We start from the raw sequence: 15,538 nt of genomic DNA, 5'->3' as shown, positions 1-15,538 counted from the left end.
TATTAAGATCCAATGACGGTGAGTTAACTGCTTTTTAAGAATAATTTAAAACTTGGATTTTCTGTTTCGTCTTTCCAAGTAAACCCTAGTTCGTCTAGATGTTGACGTAAGTTTTCATCTTCATCGTTGGTTGTTTCAAACGCTGCCAATACCTGACCAAAGGCCGCACCATGATTACGATAATGGAATAACGTAATATTCCAATTTTTGCCTAACGTATTTAAAAATTTAGACAGTGCGCCCGGGTATTCTGGAAATTCAAAACTAAATATTCGTTCGTTTACGGCTTCAATTGGTTTACCACCCACCATATGACGGACATGCAATTTAGCTAACTCATTATCAGTTAAATTCACCACTTGATAATCGGCTTGAGTTAGTTGAGTTATTAATTGTTCAAGCTCTTTTTGACCGTTGGTTAATTTAACACCAACAAATATTTGAGCTTTGCTTTTATCTTGAAAACGGTAGTTAAATTCAGTGATAGCTTTACCGCCGATAACATCACAAAACTCAATAAAGGCACCCTGTCGTTCTGGAATAGTCACCGCGATAACGGCCTCTTTTTTCTCACCGAGCTCAGTTCTTTCTGCTACATATCTTAATTTATCAAAGTTAAGATTAGCGCCAGACAGGACACAAGACAGACGTTGGCCAGTAATACCATTTTCATTTACGTATTTTTTTAGCCCTGCAAGGCTTAATGCACCTGCGGGTTCCGCAACCGCACGCACATCATCAAATAAGTCTTTTATAGCCGCACAAATTTCATCAGAATTGACAGTGACAACGTCATCACAATACTGTTTTGCCAACTCAAAGGTTTTTTCTCCTATGCGTTTAACGGCAACGCCGTCGGCAAATATATCAACCTGACCTAAATCAACAGGCTCTCCAGCTTCTAATGCGGCTTTTAAACAAGCGGCACCTTCTGGTTCAACACCGATTACTTTGATTTCAGGTTTAAGTTGTTTGATGTAAACCGCCATACCTGCAAGCAAACCACCACCACCAACCGGAATGAAAACAACATCTAAATCGCGAACTTGTTGTAATAACTCTTTGGCTACTGTGCCTTGCCCTGCAATGACATGATGATCATCAAACGGGTGGATATAACTCATGGATTTTTCAGCGGCTAAATTAAGAGCAAAGGTATTTGCTTCATCAAAACTTTTACCCACCAAAACTACATTTGCGCCATGACCACGTACCGCATTGACTTTTATGTCGGGTGTGGTTTCTGGCATCACTATCGTCGCGTTTACGCCCAATGTCTTTGCAGAAAGGGCTAAACCTTGGGCATGATTACCTGCTGAAGCGGCTACGACGCCACAATTTAATTGTGATTTTGTTAGATTTGCGAGCTTGTTATAAGCACCACGCAGTTTAAATGAATGGACTGGCTGTTCGTCTTCACGTTTTACAAAAACGTCGTTTTGTAATCTAGTGGACAAACTTTTTAATCTATCAACACTGGTTTGAACGGCAATGTCATAAATAGGAGCCAACAAAATATCGTGAACAAATCCTTGCGCTATTTTCAGTTTATTCAGTTGGTCGGTTGGTGACATAGTAATTCTCTTTTGCTTATATTTATATTGATGTGGATTTCACAATTTTTAGGGTAAATAACCCTTGATGATATGGGTTATTTACCACTAATTAATGTATTAGAAGTTATCTAATAACTCTCTGTTACGTACTGCGCCTTTATCTGCGCTGGTTGCTAACATAGCGTAGTTTTTAAGTGCATAACTAATTGGACGTACACGATCCGCAGGTTTCCATGCATCTTTTCCTTTTGCTTCCATTTTTGCACGACGTTCCGCTAACGCTTCATCACTAACTTGCAAAGTAATTTCACGAGTAGGGATGTCGATATGGATGATATCCCCTTGTTCAACCAGTGCAATAGTACCTCCGCTTGCAGCTTCTGGAGATACATGTCCGATAGATAAACCAGATGTACCACCAGAGAATCGACCGTCAGTTAATAAGGCACATGCTTTGCCTAAACCCATGGATTTTAAGTAAGTAGTTGGGTACAACATTTCTTGCATACCTGGACCGCCTTTAGGACCTTCATAACGAATAACCACCACTTCACCTGCAACTACTTTTCCATCTAATATGCCAGCAACCGCAGCATCTTGGCTTTCAAAAATATGAGCAGGTCCGGTAAATACTAAGTTGTCGTCTGATACCCCAGCGGTTTTTACGACACAGCCGTCAACGGCAATATTACCTGAAAGTACTGCTAAACCACCTTCAGTAGAGAATGCATTTTCAAGGCTACGAATACAGCCATTCTCACGGTCGTCGTCTAAAGTGTCCCAACGACAATCTTGGCTAAACGCTTTGGTGGTGCGAATGCCTGCAGGGCCAGCACGGTAGAATTTTTTCACTTCTTCATCATCAGTGACCTTGATATCGTATTTGGCAATCACGTCAGCTAGTGTCGTACCTAACACGTTTGGTACATTTGTTTTTAATAACCCAGCACGCGAAAGTTCGCCTAAGATAGCAATAACACCACCGGCACGATGTACATCTTCCATATGATAATTAGGTGTTGATGGCGCAACTTTGCATAACTGTGGCACGATGCGAGATAATTTATCCATGTCTTCCATGGTGTAATCTATTTCAGCTTCTTGGGCAGTTGCCAACAAATGCAGGATGGTATTGGTTGAGCCACCCATAGCAATATCTAAACACATAGCATTTGAAAACGAATCTTTATTCGCAATATTGCGCGGCAGTGCAGATTCATCATTGTCCTGGTAATAACGTTTAGTTAACTCAACAATTTGTTTGCCGGCTTTTAAGAATAGTTGTTCACGGTCAGCATGGGTTGCCAACATAGAACCGTTACCCGGTAAAGCTAAACCTAACGCCTCGGCTAAACAGTTCATTGAGTTTGCCGTGAACATACCTGAACATGAACCACAGGTCGGGCAGGCAGAACGTTCTACTTGGTCAGATTGTTCGTTAGATACTTTAGGATCCGCGCCTTGGATCATGGCATCGACTAAATCAAGTTTGATAATTTGATCAGAAAGTTTGGTTTTACCCGCTTCCATTGGGCCACCAGAAACAAAAATGACCGGTATGTTTAACCGCATTGCGGCCATCAACATACCCGGAGTAATCTTGTCACAGTTAGAAATACATACCATGGCATCAGCACAATGCGCATTAACCATGTATTCAACTGAATCCGCAATTAAGTCACGAGAAGGTAAGCTATAAAGCATACCGCTGTGACCCATAGCTATGCCATCATCGACCGCGATAGTATTAAACTCTTTAGCGACACCACCTGCTTCTTCAATGGCGCCAGCAACTAACTGTCCCATGTCTTTTAAATGTACGTGACCTGGAACAAATTGAGTAAATGAGTTAACAACGGCAATGATAGGTTTACCAAAATCTCCGTCTGTCATTCCTGTTGCACGCCATAAAGCACGTGCTCCTGCCATATTTCGACCTTGTGTAGACGTTGCTGAACGTAACTTTGGCATCCTAAACTTTCCTTTCTTAATCTTTTAAAATCGTTATTAATCTATTTTCTAGAGGCATAAAAAAAGCCTCTGATCTCTTTGTATTTTTAATAATTCACAAAGAACAACAGAAGCTTTTATCTTTCTATTTTATGAAGACGTTTAATTACTTAGATCTGCCGCTGTATAATTCCAGAACAAAAAGAAAACACGGAGTTTGCTTTAGCAAATGAGTATTTTCGATGCAGTTATGGTGTTCTACAGCAAAGAGATGAGCAATTAAGTTATTTTACTGGTGTTAACCAGCCGTACTTATCTTCTGTTGTTCCGTTAAACAAGCCAAAGAATGCATCTTGAACTTGTTTAGTAATAGGTCCACGTGTTCCTGAACCTACTGGTATTCCGTCTACGCTACGAACTGGTGTTACTTCCGCAGCGGTTCCACACATTAATACTTCATCTGCTAGGTATAATGATTCACGTGGAATGTTTTGTTCTTGTACTGTGTAACCCATATCTTTTAATAACTTGATAATGGTGTCACGCGTTAAGCCAGGTAATATAGCGGCTGTGATAGGTGTTGTTGTTACCACTCCGTCGCGAATAACGAATAAATTTTCGCCTGCGCCTTCTGATACATAACCATGAATATCTAATGCGATACCTTCACCGTAACCGTGGCGACGTGCTTCCATCGAAATTAGTTGTGATGATAAGTAGTTACCACCTGCTTTAGCGCCCGTTGGCATTGTATTAGCCGCTAAACGATTCCAGCTAGAAACTCCAGCGTCAACGCCTTTTTCTAGCGCTTCTTCGCCCAAGTATGCACCCCACTCCATCGCTGCAACCATAACATCGGTTTCAGTGTTAAATGGAACCGCAAGACCTAAACCAATCTCGCCATAAAATGCAGCAGGACGTAAGTATGCTGATTTAAAACCGTTCTCTACAACCACGTCTTTTTGAGCTTGGTTTAGTTGCTCATGTGTATACGGGATTGTCATACGGTAAATTTTAGCAGAATCAAATAAACGACGAGTGTGATCGTCTAAACGAAAAATACACGTTCCTTTATCTGGTGTGTCATAAGCACGCACGCCTTCAAATACTGAAGATCCGTAATGGATTGCATGGCTAAGCACATGAACTTTTGCGTCTGCAAAAGGAATTAATTTACCGTTAAACCAAATTTTCTCTGCTGATGATGGAAGTGCCATTCTATATTTTCCTCTACGAGCCTAACCAACTGCTTGTTGTTGGGCTGTGTTACCTATGAAGGGGTTAATCATACTGGAAAACCCCATTTCTAATAAAGTCGCCAATTTTGCCTTATCGTCGGTCAAATAGCACTGCTGCACGTCAATTATGGTTTCTAAACTTTTCTTTAAGGTTGTCAGCTTTGCTTGACCTTTTACTAAAAAGTTAACTTCAGCGTCGCCACTTTCTAAGTTATTAGAACTCATATTTAACACTTGAAACCCTCGATATCGAACGGTCTGTAATAAACGTTCTAATAATATTGGATTTGCCGTACATATCAGAGATAGATGGGCTATTGGTGTTTCATTGTGATTGTTGTTGGTCATAATTAGCTCCTAGCCCACGATGTCTGAAGTTGGTTGATTGTCAATCATATCTTGATTTGCCGCACCTGGTGGTACTAGCGGCCATACATTATCTTGTGCATCAATTTTAACGTGTAAAATATAAGCTCCGTCAAATTCAATAAAGTCTTTTAACGCCTGTGATACTTCACTTGGTTTAGAGATTGTTTTACCTGGAATATTAAAGGCAGACGCTAATTGAACAAAATCAGGGTTGTCTGATAAATCCGTTTCGCTTAAACGATGATCAAAGAATAACTCTTGCCACTGTTTAACCATGCCTAATTTAGCGTTATCCACTAATAGGATTTTTACACCTAAATTAAAACGTTTAATCGTGCCCAACTCTTGAATATTCATCATGATTGAGCCATCTCCACAAACCGCAATCACTTGATCATTGGGGCGTGCGACTTTTGCTCCGATAGCAACCGGTAACCCAAATCCCATGGTGCCAGCCCCACCTGAACTTAAATGATTTTTACAATCATCAAACTTCATATGTTGTGCAACCCACATTTGGTGTTGTCCAACATCGCAGGTGATTACCGTAGAACTTGGCATGATATTCGATAATTCATTTAACAAGGCTGGGGCATATATTCCTTGAGCTGGGCAGTTATAATCCCATTGATGTTGCTGCTTTAATTGAGCACATTCATCACGCCACCCTTGCCATTGTTGTTTGTCTTTGGCATCTAATAATGAAAACTGATGTTCAATAGCTGGTAATGCAGTCTCTAAACCACAAGTTATTGCTAATTCAACCTGGCGTAATTTATTTAACTCTGAATTATCAACATCGATATGTAGAACTTTTGCTTTGGCAGCAAAGCTAGATAGCTTACCGGTTACCCGATCATCAAAACGCGCGCCTAAGGCAATCAGTAAATCACATTCCTGCACCGCTAAATTTGCAGCGCCATTACCGTGCATGCCCAACATTCCCATAAAATGTGGATAGGTCGATGAGATAGCACCAATGCCTTTTAATGTTGTCACTGCAGGTAACTGAGTATGTGATAACAATGCATTTAAATGTTTTGATACGGCAGCCATATCAACCCCACCGCCTATATAAAACATTGGTTTTTTTGCATTCAAGATTAACGACTTAGCGGTTTCAAATTGATCTTGTGCGGTTGCTGCAGCTTGCGGTTCTGGCAAATTAACGGCGATCTGTTTGATCACATTATTCATTTGCACATCTTTAGGGATATCGATTAATACTGGACCTGGACGGCCTTCGTTTGCAATACGAAATGCTTGATTAATGGTGTCTTCTAATTCTGACTGATCCATGACTTGGAAGCTGTGTTTACAACTTGCTAACGACAACCCAAAAACGTCTACTTCTTGAAATGCATTTGTGCCCATTAATGGACGAGGAACTTGACCTGTAATAGCAACTACTGGCACTGAGTCTAATTTAGCATCTGCTAGGGCTGTGATTAAATTTGTTGCCCCTGGACCTGATGTAGCAATACATACCCCAGTCTTTCCAGTTGAGCGAGCAAAACCAACGGCAGCAAATCCGGCACCTTGTTCGTGGCGACATAAATAGTGTTTGATAGGGACATTACGTTCGTAGCTGCGGAATAGGGCATCATAGACTGGCATTATGGTTCCACCTGGATAGCCAAACACCTCAGTAACCCCTTGTTTATAAAGGGTATCTATAATTAAATCTGCGCCTATTTTCATCTTTGTTCCAACCGTTAGTTTAGATACCTAAAAGGTATTGTCTAACCCGGTTATAAGTTCAGGCGTAGTAACAAAAAACCCCGAACTTGGTATCCGGGGTTTTGAACATTATGAATTTAGCTCAACAAAAACCCCGACGTGAAATAATCACGACGACGTTAATAATTAGAAGAGCTTTGTTTAAATTCATAATACCAATATTTAGTAGTTTGTTACTTCGTCGTTCATCAATACTGAACAATGAAGAAAGTGTTATTTATTAATACTTGCTGTGCCTTTTCAAGTCAATCAATAAGCTAAATAACACTTAGTCCATTTGGTTATAACCAAATTTATTCAGTTATTAAACTGTTTGAATTTTCTTCATGTCAGTCATGTAACCACGCAATTCTTGACCCGTCCATTCTACTGGATGGTTTCTTAAAGCGTCATTTATTTGTACTAACAGTTTATTATCAACTGCATTATCGATAACAGTGATGCCTTTACCAATTAAATCAGTACCTATGCTTGGCATTACTTTTTCACGTAATAACGGAATAGCAGCATTAGCAAATAAGTAGTTACCGTACTCAGCGGTATCTGAAATAACCACGTTCATTTCGTATAAACGTTTACGTGCAATTGTATTAGAGATTAACGGCGTTTCATGTAACGACTCGTAGTAAGCAGATTCTGGTAATATTCCCGCTTCAACCATTACTTCAAACGCTAGTTCAACACCGGCTCTGATACATGCAACTAAGAAAATACCTTTGTCGAAGAACTCTTGTTCTGTGATGGTGTTAGGAACCTGAGGTGATTGCTCAAATGCAGTCTGTCCCGTTTCTTCACGCCATTTTAATAAGTTCGCGTCGTTGTTGTCCCAATCCGCCATCATGGTTCTAGAGAACTCGCCACTGATTATGTCATCTTGATGTTTTTCAAATAAAGGACGCATTAACTCTTTAAGTTCTTCTGAAAGACCAAACGCTTTTACTTTAGCTTGGTTTGATAAACGATCTAACATGTGGCTAACACCACCTACTTTCATCGCTTCAGTGATAACTTCTAGACCGTATTGAATTAAGTTAGCGGCATAACCTTCGTCAATACCTTCTGCAACCATTTTTTCATAAGCAACGACAGCTGCTGCTTGTTGCATACCACATAAAATGGTTTGCTCACCCATAAGGTCAGATTTAACTTCAGCAACAAAAGAAGACTCAAGTACACCGGCTCTATCACCACCAGTTGCAGACGCTAATGCTTTAGCGATATCCCAACCTTTATCTTCAGGATCATTAGCCGCATGAACTGCAATTAGTGTTGGCACACCAAAGCCACGTTTGTACTCTTCGCGTACTTCTGTACCTGGGCATTTTGGTGCACACATCACAACGGTGATGTCTTCACGGATTTCTTTGCCTTCTTCAACGATATTAAAACCGTGTGAGTAACCTAGTGTTGACCCTTTTTTCATTAATGGCATGACGGCATCAACAACGGCTGAATGTTGTTTGTCTGGCGTTAAGTTATAAACTAAATCTGCAGAAGGGATTAATTGTTCATACGTACCAACAAAAAAACCATTTTCTGATGCACGCACAAATGAATCACGTTTTTCATCAATTGCAGCTTGGCGTAATGCGTAAGAAACGTCTAAACCCGAATCACGCATGTTTAAACCTTGGTTTAAACCTTGTGCGCCACAACCAACAATGACAATTTTTTTACCTTTGAGGGCATCACATCCTGCGTCAAATTCATTGCGCTCCATAAAACGACAAACGCCTAATTGAGCTAGTTGCTCACGTAAAGGTAATGTATTGAAATAATTAGCCATGGGTATTCCTTAATATTTGCGCTATTCGCAATAGTTTTTTCTGTTGACTGGACTATATGTGTTATCAATAATTGCGTAAATTGATATATACTCAATCTAGCATTGCGATTAATGAAATATGAAACGTTAGGGATTTCCGTTAGCCATGGATTTAAAAGAACTCAAAGCCTTTTTACACTTATGTCAAAGTAAACACTTTGCAACCACTGCTGAAGCTATGTATTTAAGCCCATCGACACTCAGTCGTTTAGTACAACGATTAGAAGTTGAGATCGGTGAACCTTTGTTTATTAGAGATAATAGAAAGGTGGAGCTTACACAGGCAGGAGTGAAGACTCGAGAATTTGCGGCTTCTACTATTACTGAATGGCATAACTTGCAACAAAGCTTAAAACAAAAAAGTGAACAATTAACGGGCAGCTTACGTATTTTTTGTACCGTTACGGCGGCTTATGAGTTTCTACCTTCTTTAATTGAAACATTTTCAATCTCACATCCATTTGTTGACCTTAAAATAACCACAGGTGATGCCGCTAAAGCGCTTGCTGAAATTGATAGTGGTGAAGCAGATATCGCTATTGCCGTTTTAAAAGATGGTCATTCAAGTAAGTATTTTTTCCAATCTATTGCTGAAGTGCCATTAAAAATAATAGGGCCAAATGATAATAGTGAGCTTGCTTTGTTATGCCAGAATCCAGAAGTTAACTGGAATGAATTACCAATAGTAATGCCAGAGTCGGGCCCGATACGTTATAAGTTTGAAAAGTGGTTAAAAGCCATGTCCATTAAACCTAACATTTACGCCAGCGTTTCTGGTCATGAAGCATTAGTCAGTATGGCGGCCTTGGGGTGTGGTATCACTATAGCGCCACAATTAGTGATTGATGCTAGCCCAGTGAAAAGTAAAATTTTCGAACTCAGGCCAAACATAAACCCTGAACCTTTTAATTTAGGTATTTGTTGTCAAAGCAGTAAAAAAACAGATCCAATCGTTTCTGCTTTTATTTTATCGGCAAATCAGTCGTAATTGACATAAAAAACATATTAAAAAGCAACTTCATGATTTTACGCAATATTTGTTGATAAATTTAAGCAGAGATCAATTACATGCTCTAGTATTAGTGAAATACAATTACGATACAGAGCATGACAATAATGGCGATCTTCACACTTCCCGATTTAGAAATGGATATGTTAAATGATCTGATGGATGAGATTAATCAACTCTATGAAGAAAGTGAAACCACCTTAATTGAGTTAGAATTAAAACCTAATGATATAGAATTACAGCGTTCATTATTCCGCGCCATTCACACAATCAAGGGTGATTTAGGTTTGGTGATGTTTAGCCCGATTATCCCGCTTGTGTCCCACGTCGAAGACCTTTTAGATTTTCTAAGAAAAGGGAAAGTTACTTACACCAGTATAATGAGTGATTTAGTGTTATTAACCATGGATAGGGTTAAGGTTTTCGTTGAGACAGTGATTAACCAAGGTAAAGTTGAATATGACGAAGTACTTTATATAAACCTTGGAGCTCAGGTTGCAAAAGTAAATCCAGACAACCCACAACAACATGAGAAGTTATTAACTAAAGCCGTACTGTTATTAGACCCAACTTTAGAGGTAGATGACGAGGACGAAGAACCTCAAGAATTACCTGAAGTCGCCAAACGTTTTGATGTTGAATTAAAAGATGACTTAACTTTTTTTAGAGAAGTAATGCAACCTATTGAACGCCGTTCACGATATTGGGCGGGAAAAGGCGTACGTATAGCAAAAATGTGCCAATACATTAATGAAGTTGCAGGTAACCCAATTCCTGAGGAGCAACTTATCGCAGCTTGTTACGTACATGATTTTGGTATGGCCTTCGTAAATCATGAGCTATTACACAAACCAGATGGGCTCACCCCACAAGAAAAAATGGTGATTAACGATCATGTCTATGGCAGCACTCAACTGCTTAAGAATTTATCACAATGGCAATACGCACTTAAAATAGTGATGCAACATCATGAACGTTGTAATGGCTCGGGTTATCCATTAGGGCTTAAAGATGAAGAGATTTGTGATGGCGCGAAGTTGTTGGCGATCGTGGATAGTTTTGAAGCATTAACGCATGAGCGCGCACAAAGCACACATGTTAAGCGCCCTATTAGACGTGCCGTGTTACAACTTAATGCTGAAGCTGACGGTTTGTTCTGTCCAATTTGGATGGGCCACTTCAATACAGCAATGATGAAACTGATTTCTAAAAACTAATCTATATTATTGATATTAATGCGTTTCCAACAAAGGAAATCAAAGCCTGTATTCGTAAGTAGAATAAAAAATAGGCTTATAAAACATAGCTCAATATAATAATAAGTATTATATTATGTAATATAATATTTTAGTCACACTTTTCTGTTAATTGTTTGTACCTAACAATCAACTAAATATTTAGACTTATATGATCTGTCTTAAAATTATTAAACTAGCTATCATTTAGTTAAAAAGGAGCTTTAAATGAAACTACGCCTTGCCATTTTAGCGGCTATCATTTCCTCAAGTGCCAATGCTGCGGATTCAGTATCTCAGCCGCTTGGATCCTCAACTACATTAGGTTCCGCTACTAATGTTTGGTCATTATCCTCATCCAATAACAATCCTGCAGCCGCATTTATGATGGTTGGGAAAGGCGATAAAACGCGTTTCGGGATTTTAACTAGCTTATCGGGGGGCTATGAATTAGGCGCAGTTGATGAGATTCAAGACAAAATTGAAGAGTTGGATGATAAATTAGATTCAATTGAAGATAACTTAAGCGATGCGCTTGATTTACAAGATGATTTTAATGAATTACTTGCTGAATTAGGCGAAAATGCGTCTTTAAAAATAATGGCAGGCGGTAATATACCGCTATTACCATTCATATATAAAACGGATAATTACGGCGCTTTTACTTTCTCTGCTGATGTTTCCACTATGGGGTCGGGTCAAGTACTAAGTGATAACGCATCGTTAATCTTAAACCCATTAACTGCAGAGTTTCAATTAAATACCGCGACTTCCATTTATGTGAAAAACTTTTTAGATGTAAAAGCGTCAATTGGTTACAGTAATGAATTTTATTCAAGTGATGCTGGTACTTTTTTAGCAGGAGCACGTGCTAACTTTCATCAAATAACACTAGGTAAAAGTGTTTTAGCACTTTCCGCTCTTAGTGGTGATGAAGTGGATGACGCCATTCAAGGTGAAGTTGAAGACAACCAAAATACAACAACCGCAGCAAGTTTTGACTTAGGTTTCATCTGGACCGCGACACATTATCAACTGGGTGTTTCTGTTGATAATGTTAATGAACCGACCTTTGATTATAAATCTGTGGGTACCAATTGTTCTGCAATACCGAGTGATGCCGCTCATGAAGTTGAGCAAATTAACTGCTTTGCTGCTGCTAGTTTTGCTAGCCAAGGTTTAATTAATAAAGATGAAACCCATACGTTATCGCAACAAACTACAGTAGAAGCGTCGTTGTTTAGCGAAAATAAAAGTTGGAATGTGTCGGCATCGTATGATGTTAACTCAGTCAATGATGCCTTAGGTGACTTGTATCAATGGAGTAGCGTATCAGCTCAAATACATCCTGATTGGTGGTTGATTTCAGGTTTACGTGGTGGTTACCGCAAGAATATGGTTGGCTCAGAATTAAGTTACGCAAGTGTTGGAGCTACTTTCTTAAAAGGAATTAATTTTGATGTTTCTTACGGCTTAGAAAGTGTGGGCGATACTGATGCACCACGTAGTTTATATTTATCACTTGGTATTGAAACCTCATTTTAATTAGGAGTCGAAAATGAAATTTATTAAAACATTATTAGCAAGCAGCATAAGTTTATTGTTGCTTGGTGCAGCAGGTTGTAGCGACAACACAACCCAAGATACACAGCAAGAAGATGCAACAAGTTTCACCGGTTTAGTTATTGACGGCCGAATTGCTCGGGGATTCGTATGGATTGATACCGATGATGATGGCATTATCGATACGCATGAACCATACGCCTATACCGACCAAAATGGGTATTTTAGTTATAGCCCACTCACCAATACCGATTATTGTGAAGATGTAAACCATCAGTACTGTTTGAAAACGGGTATGGTTGAAGGTGACTTTATTATTCGAATCGCGGGCGGTGTTGATTTATCAACAGGCGAACCGTTTTATGGTGTAATGAAGTTGCAAGGCAACACAAATGATGCCAAAGAAGTGGAACAACAAGTATTAGAAATTACCACAAGCAGTGACAGTAAACCCGGCTTTTTGCCTGTTATTTCACCATTAACCACACTTGTTGGAAGCTTAACAGATGCCGAAAAAGCAGAACTATTGACCAAAATAGGCATTACTGACGTTGATGAATTTAATGTAGAAGATTTATTAAAGTTAGATTTTACCGACTTTACTGAAGAAGTAGATAACGAATCAACAGCAAGTGCAAAATCTCATACGCGTCTTAAAGGCGCAGCATCACAACAGACATTAACCAATATCAATACTTTTGCGTCTGCGGTTCAATATCAGAAAAACGTTGATACTATTACTGCACTGTTTGAAGGTTATTTGGAAAACCAAGGCATTGATTTGTCTACGGATGAAGATGGCAATACTGGCATAGGTTCACTGTCCGGTTTAGTGTCAGAAGCATTAAATGAATATATTGCATCGTATGAAGAAAGTGATGTAGCTCAATTCAGTAACTCAAAGGCTGATAATATTACATGGTTTTCGATAACGCCTATTGTTATAAGAGACATCTTTGCTACAACGATATTTAATTTGAGAAATTCTATTGGAAGTGGAACTGAGCTGATTCCTAGAACATCAGTTAACTTTTCTACTGCGATTTCGAATATAAATGGTGTAATGGATAATACTTTACGTAATGTTACTACTGTCGAAGATTTTAATGCTGGCTTAATAAGTACACAAACTATTGCAACCACAATCAACGAAGTCTCTAATCAGTTATCTACTGATACTGGCGATTCGGAAAATACAGCGTTAAATATAGTAAATAATGTAACAACTCAAGTGCAAACACCTGAGTTTATTGATGCGATTAAAACTGTTGGAAGTAACAATCAAACGATTGATGTTAAGCAACTGTCTGATGATTTGGCAAACGGTAACTCAGTAACGGACTCAGTAACAAACTCAACTCTAGCAGAAGCTCCACAAGCGGGGGAAGATGGTATTTGGGCTCAACGAGTATTGTCCATGTCTGGTAAGTCTGAAGATGGTGAACGTGGTCGAGTCATGTTCTTCTTTGGTGGTGATGATACTAGTAGCACAGAGGGTGATGTGTCGGTTTGTTACGCATATAACGCCAACAATAATGATGATGATATTACATCGGTGTTATTAAAAGGGACATGGCAAGAGCTTAACTCACGCGGCATAGTCCAAGTAAATCAAGACTTAGTTAGCTTTACAATTAAAGCTTCCAAACAGGCTATAATTCCAGTTGCAGAGCAAGATTCGTATTTAGGATTAGGCAGTGGCACTGGGCCAGATCCTGATATTAAGTATGGACACTTACGTTTTGTTAACGATGGAAAATCAGAAATATGGTTCTCTGATGTGGCAGTAGAAGATGCAACAAACACAAGAGACTTTGGATTACTTGAGTCGGCTAATATTCCGACTACGGCAGCGCAATGTGAAAGTTTTGAAGTTAATGGCATCCCTAACGCATTACATAAAAACTTAGGCTTTTAAGCACAAATGAACAGAACAAGGCTACCTTTTGGTAGCCTTTTTAATGAAGGAAATATATATGTTCAAAAAGTTATTGATACTTGGACTGGGAGTTGGTTCATTTTTAGCTCATTCAGAAGTGAATAACAGAGCTTATTCATATATAGGTTTTGGTGTTGGTGAATTGTCATATAAAGAGAGTGGCACTCTGTCCAGCGGATTACAGTTTGAAACCACGCCTACTACCACTAATATATTTAACTATTCTGGGGGCTATACACCAATTAATAAACATGCTGGTTTTTATATTAATACGGTCAGTACGTTATCTTCATCCACTACGGATGAATATTGGACAGCCAATGGCTCCGTTACCAATGGTAATATCACCAATAGCGTTGATGGGATTTACCAAAAAAACGCGACATCTTCTACCCATAATGAGCTTGATATTTTTCTAGGTTATCTAATAGCACCAGGACATCAAATTATTGCTGGTGGTAGTTATACTCGCACCTTAATGGATAGAAATAGCTTTGATAACGGCAGTTCTTTAGATGATTTCAACCGTGCACACTTAACGCCTTCTATTGGTAGTTTTGATATAGCCGGTTCTGGTGCGGTAGACGTTAATGAAAATGGTACCTTAGAACTAGATGAGTTAATTGCCACCTATGGTGTAAATCCAGCACAAAGCATCGTGAATTTTACCGAAACCTTTACGTCCGTGGTGTTGCAGGCAGGTTATATTTATGATTCTAGGTTTGCCACAAGAGATCTCGGTTTACGTTGGTTAGGTGGTGTGATTGTTGGTTTACCGGCCTATTATGATGTTGTAAATACATCTAATCCAACCTTGTCATTCTCGGATAGCTTTTCTGGCTTTAACATTAAATCTTACATAGGCGCGGGTTGGCGCTTTACTAAAAGCTTTGGTGTTGTTGCTAAAATGGATTACTATTTTAGACAAAGAGACGAAGTCGCTGTCGATATTGGTTTCAGTGATGAATTGCAAAGAAATCGATCTGCGATCATCCCAGAAAATGAAATCCAATATTGGAATGCAAGTGTTACCGCATTTTGGAACTTTGACTAATTGTACTATGGGTTTAAATACGGATAAAAAAGGGCATGTTGAATGCCCTTTTTTAATGTC

The 15,538-nt window shown here is 39.1% G+C and carries 11 protein-coding genes; 5 read left to right on the top strand and 6 right to left on the bottom strand.

From position 1 onward, the window contains the following. Positions 1-23: 23 nt before the first annotated feature. The 6 genes from ilvA to ilvC form a co-directional block, all read right to left on the bottom strand. Positions 24-1,574: a threonine ammonia-lyase, biosynthetic gene (gene ilvA, locus KO505_RS10200; protein WP_216055344.1), complete on the bottom strand. Its 1,551-nt coding sequence runs from the start codon at positions 1,572-1,574 to the stop codon at positions 24-26. 99 nt (positions 1,575-1,673) lie between these two features. Next, complete coding sequence (ilvD, locus tag KO505_RS10195) at positions 1,674-3,527, bottom strand: dihydroxy-acid dehydratase (protein WP_216055343.1); 1,854 nt, start codon at positions 3,525-3,527, stop codon at positions 1,674-1,676. Between the two features lie 263 nt (positions 3,528-3,790). Beyond that, the gene (locus KO505_RS10190; RefSeq protein WP_216055342.1) at positions 3,791-4,723 is read right to left on the bottom strand and encodes a branched-chain amino acid transaminase; all 933 of its coding nucleotides are present in this window, start codon (positions 4,721-4,723) and stop codon (positions 3,791-3,793) included. A gap of 21 nt (positions 4,724-4,744) precedes the next feature. Continuing rightward, complete coding sequence (locus tag KO505_RS10185; protein ID WP_216055341.1) at positions 4,745-5,092, bottom strand: ACT domain-containing protein; 348 nt, start codon at positions 5,090-5,092, stop codon at positions 4,745-4,747. Positions 5,093-5,101: 9 nt separating this feature from the next. Beyond that, positions 5,102-6,814 carry an acetolactate synthase 2 catalytic subunit gene (ilvG, locus tag KO505_RS10180; protein ID WP_216055340.1) on the bottom strand — a complete coding sequence of 571 codons (1,713 nt, stop codon included), beginning with the start codon at positions 6,812-6,814 and terminating at the stop codon, positions 5,102-5,104. Positions 6,815-7,157: 343 nt separating this feature from the next. After that, complete coding sequence (ilvC, locus tag KO505_RS10175) at positions 7,158-8,639, bottom strand: ketol-acid reductoisomerase (protein ID WP_216055339.1); 1,482 nt, start codon at positions 8,637-8,639, stop codon at positions 7,158-7,160. A gap of 145 nt (positions 8,640-8,784) precedes the next feature. On the opposite strand from ilvC, the gene ilvY reads away from it, so the two are divergent. From ilvY to KO505_RS10150, 5 genes are all read left to right on the top strand, one after another. Then, a complete protein-coding gene (gene ilvY / locus KO505_RS10170; protein ID WP_216055338.1) occupies positions 8,785-9,666 on the top strand; it encodes an HTH-type transcriptional activator IlvY in 882 nt (293 codons plus the stop codon). Positions 9,667-9,794: 128 nt separating this feature from the next. After that, positions 9,795-10,904 carry an HD domain-containing phosphohydrolase gene (locus KO505_RS10165; protein WP_216055337.1) on the top strand — a complete coding sequence of 370 codons (1,110 nt, stop codon included), beginning with the start codon at positions 9,795-9,797 and terminating at the stop codon, positions 10,902-10,904. A gap of 246 nt (positions 10,905-11,150) precedes the next feature. Further along, a complete protein-coding gene (gene traF, locus KO505_RS10160; protein ID WP_216055336.1) occupies positions 11,151-12,467 on the top strand; it encodes a conjugal transfer protein TraF in 1,317 nt (438 codons plus the stop codon). Between the two features lie 13 nt (positions 12,468-12,480). Continuing rightward, positions 12,481-14,403 carry a hypothetical protein gene (locus KO505_RS10155; RefSeq protein WP_216055335.1) on the top strand — a complete coding sequence of 641 codons (1,923 nt, stop codon included), beginning with the start codon at positions 12,481-12,483 and terminating at the stop codon, positions 14,401-14,403. 58 nt (positions 14,404-14,461) lie between these two features. After that, positions 14,462-15,478: a hypothetical protein gene (locus KO505_RS10150; protein WP_216055334.1), complete on the top strand. Its 1,017-nt coding sequence runs from the start codon at positions 14,462-14,464 to the stop codon at positions 15,476-15,478. The last annotated feature ends 60 nt before the right edge of the window (positions 15,479-15,538 follow it).

It is taken from the genome of Psychrosphaera sp. F3M07, assembly GCF_018860345.1.
In the GTDB taxonomy this organism is placed as follows: Bacteria; Pseudomonadota; Gammaproteobacteria; order Enterobacterales; family Alteromonadaceae; genus Psychrosphaera; species Psychrosphaera aquimarina.
This window is presented reverse-complemented; position numbering and strand designations above follow the sequence as displayed.

Coding starts and splice junctions, on each gene's coding strand:
- ilvA (WP_216055344.1), bottom strand. CDS start 1,574: ATGTCACCAACCGACCAACTGAATAAACTGAAAATAGCGCAAGGATTT.
- ilvD (WP_216055343.1), bottom strand. CDS start 3,527: ATGCCAAAGTTACGTTCAGCAACGTCTACACAAGGTCGAAATATGGCA.
- KO505_RS10190 (WP_216055342.1), bottom strand. CDS start 4,723: ATGGCACTTCCATCATCAGCAGAGAAAATTTGGTTTAACGGTAAATTA.
- KO505_RS10185 (WP_216055341.1), bottom strand. CDS start 5,092: ATGACCAACAACAATCACAATGAAACACCAATAGCCCATCTATCTCTG.
- ilvG (WP_216055340.1), bottom strand. CDS start 6,814: ATGAAAATAGGCGCAGATTTAATTATAGATACCCTTTATAAACAAGGG.
- ilvC (WP_216055339.1), bottom strand. CDS start 8,639: ATGGCTAATTATTTCAATACATTACCTTTACGTGAGCAACTAGCTCAA.
- ilvY (WP_216055338.1), top strand. CDS start 8,785: ATGGATTTAAAAGAACTCAAAGCCTTTTTACACTTATGTCAAAGTAAA.
- KO505_RS10165 (WP_216055337.1), top strand. CDS start 9,795: ATGGCGATCTTCACACTTCCCGATTTAGAAATGGATATGTTAAATGAT.
- traF (WP_216055336.1), top strand. CDS start 11,151: ATGAAACTACGCCTTGCCATTTTAGCGGCTATCATTTCCTCAAGTGCC.
- KO505_RS10155 (WP_216055335.1), top strand. CDS start 12,481: ATGAAATTTATTAAAACATTATTAGCAAGCAGCATAAGTTTATTGTTG.
- KO505_RS10150 (WP_216055334.1), top strand. CDS start 14,462: ATGTTCAAAAAGTTATTGATACTTGGACTGGGAGTTGGTTCATTTTTA.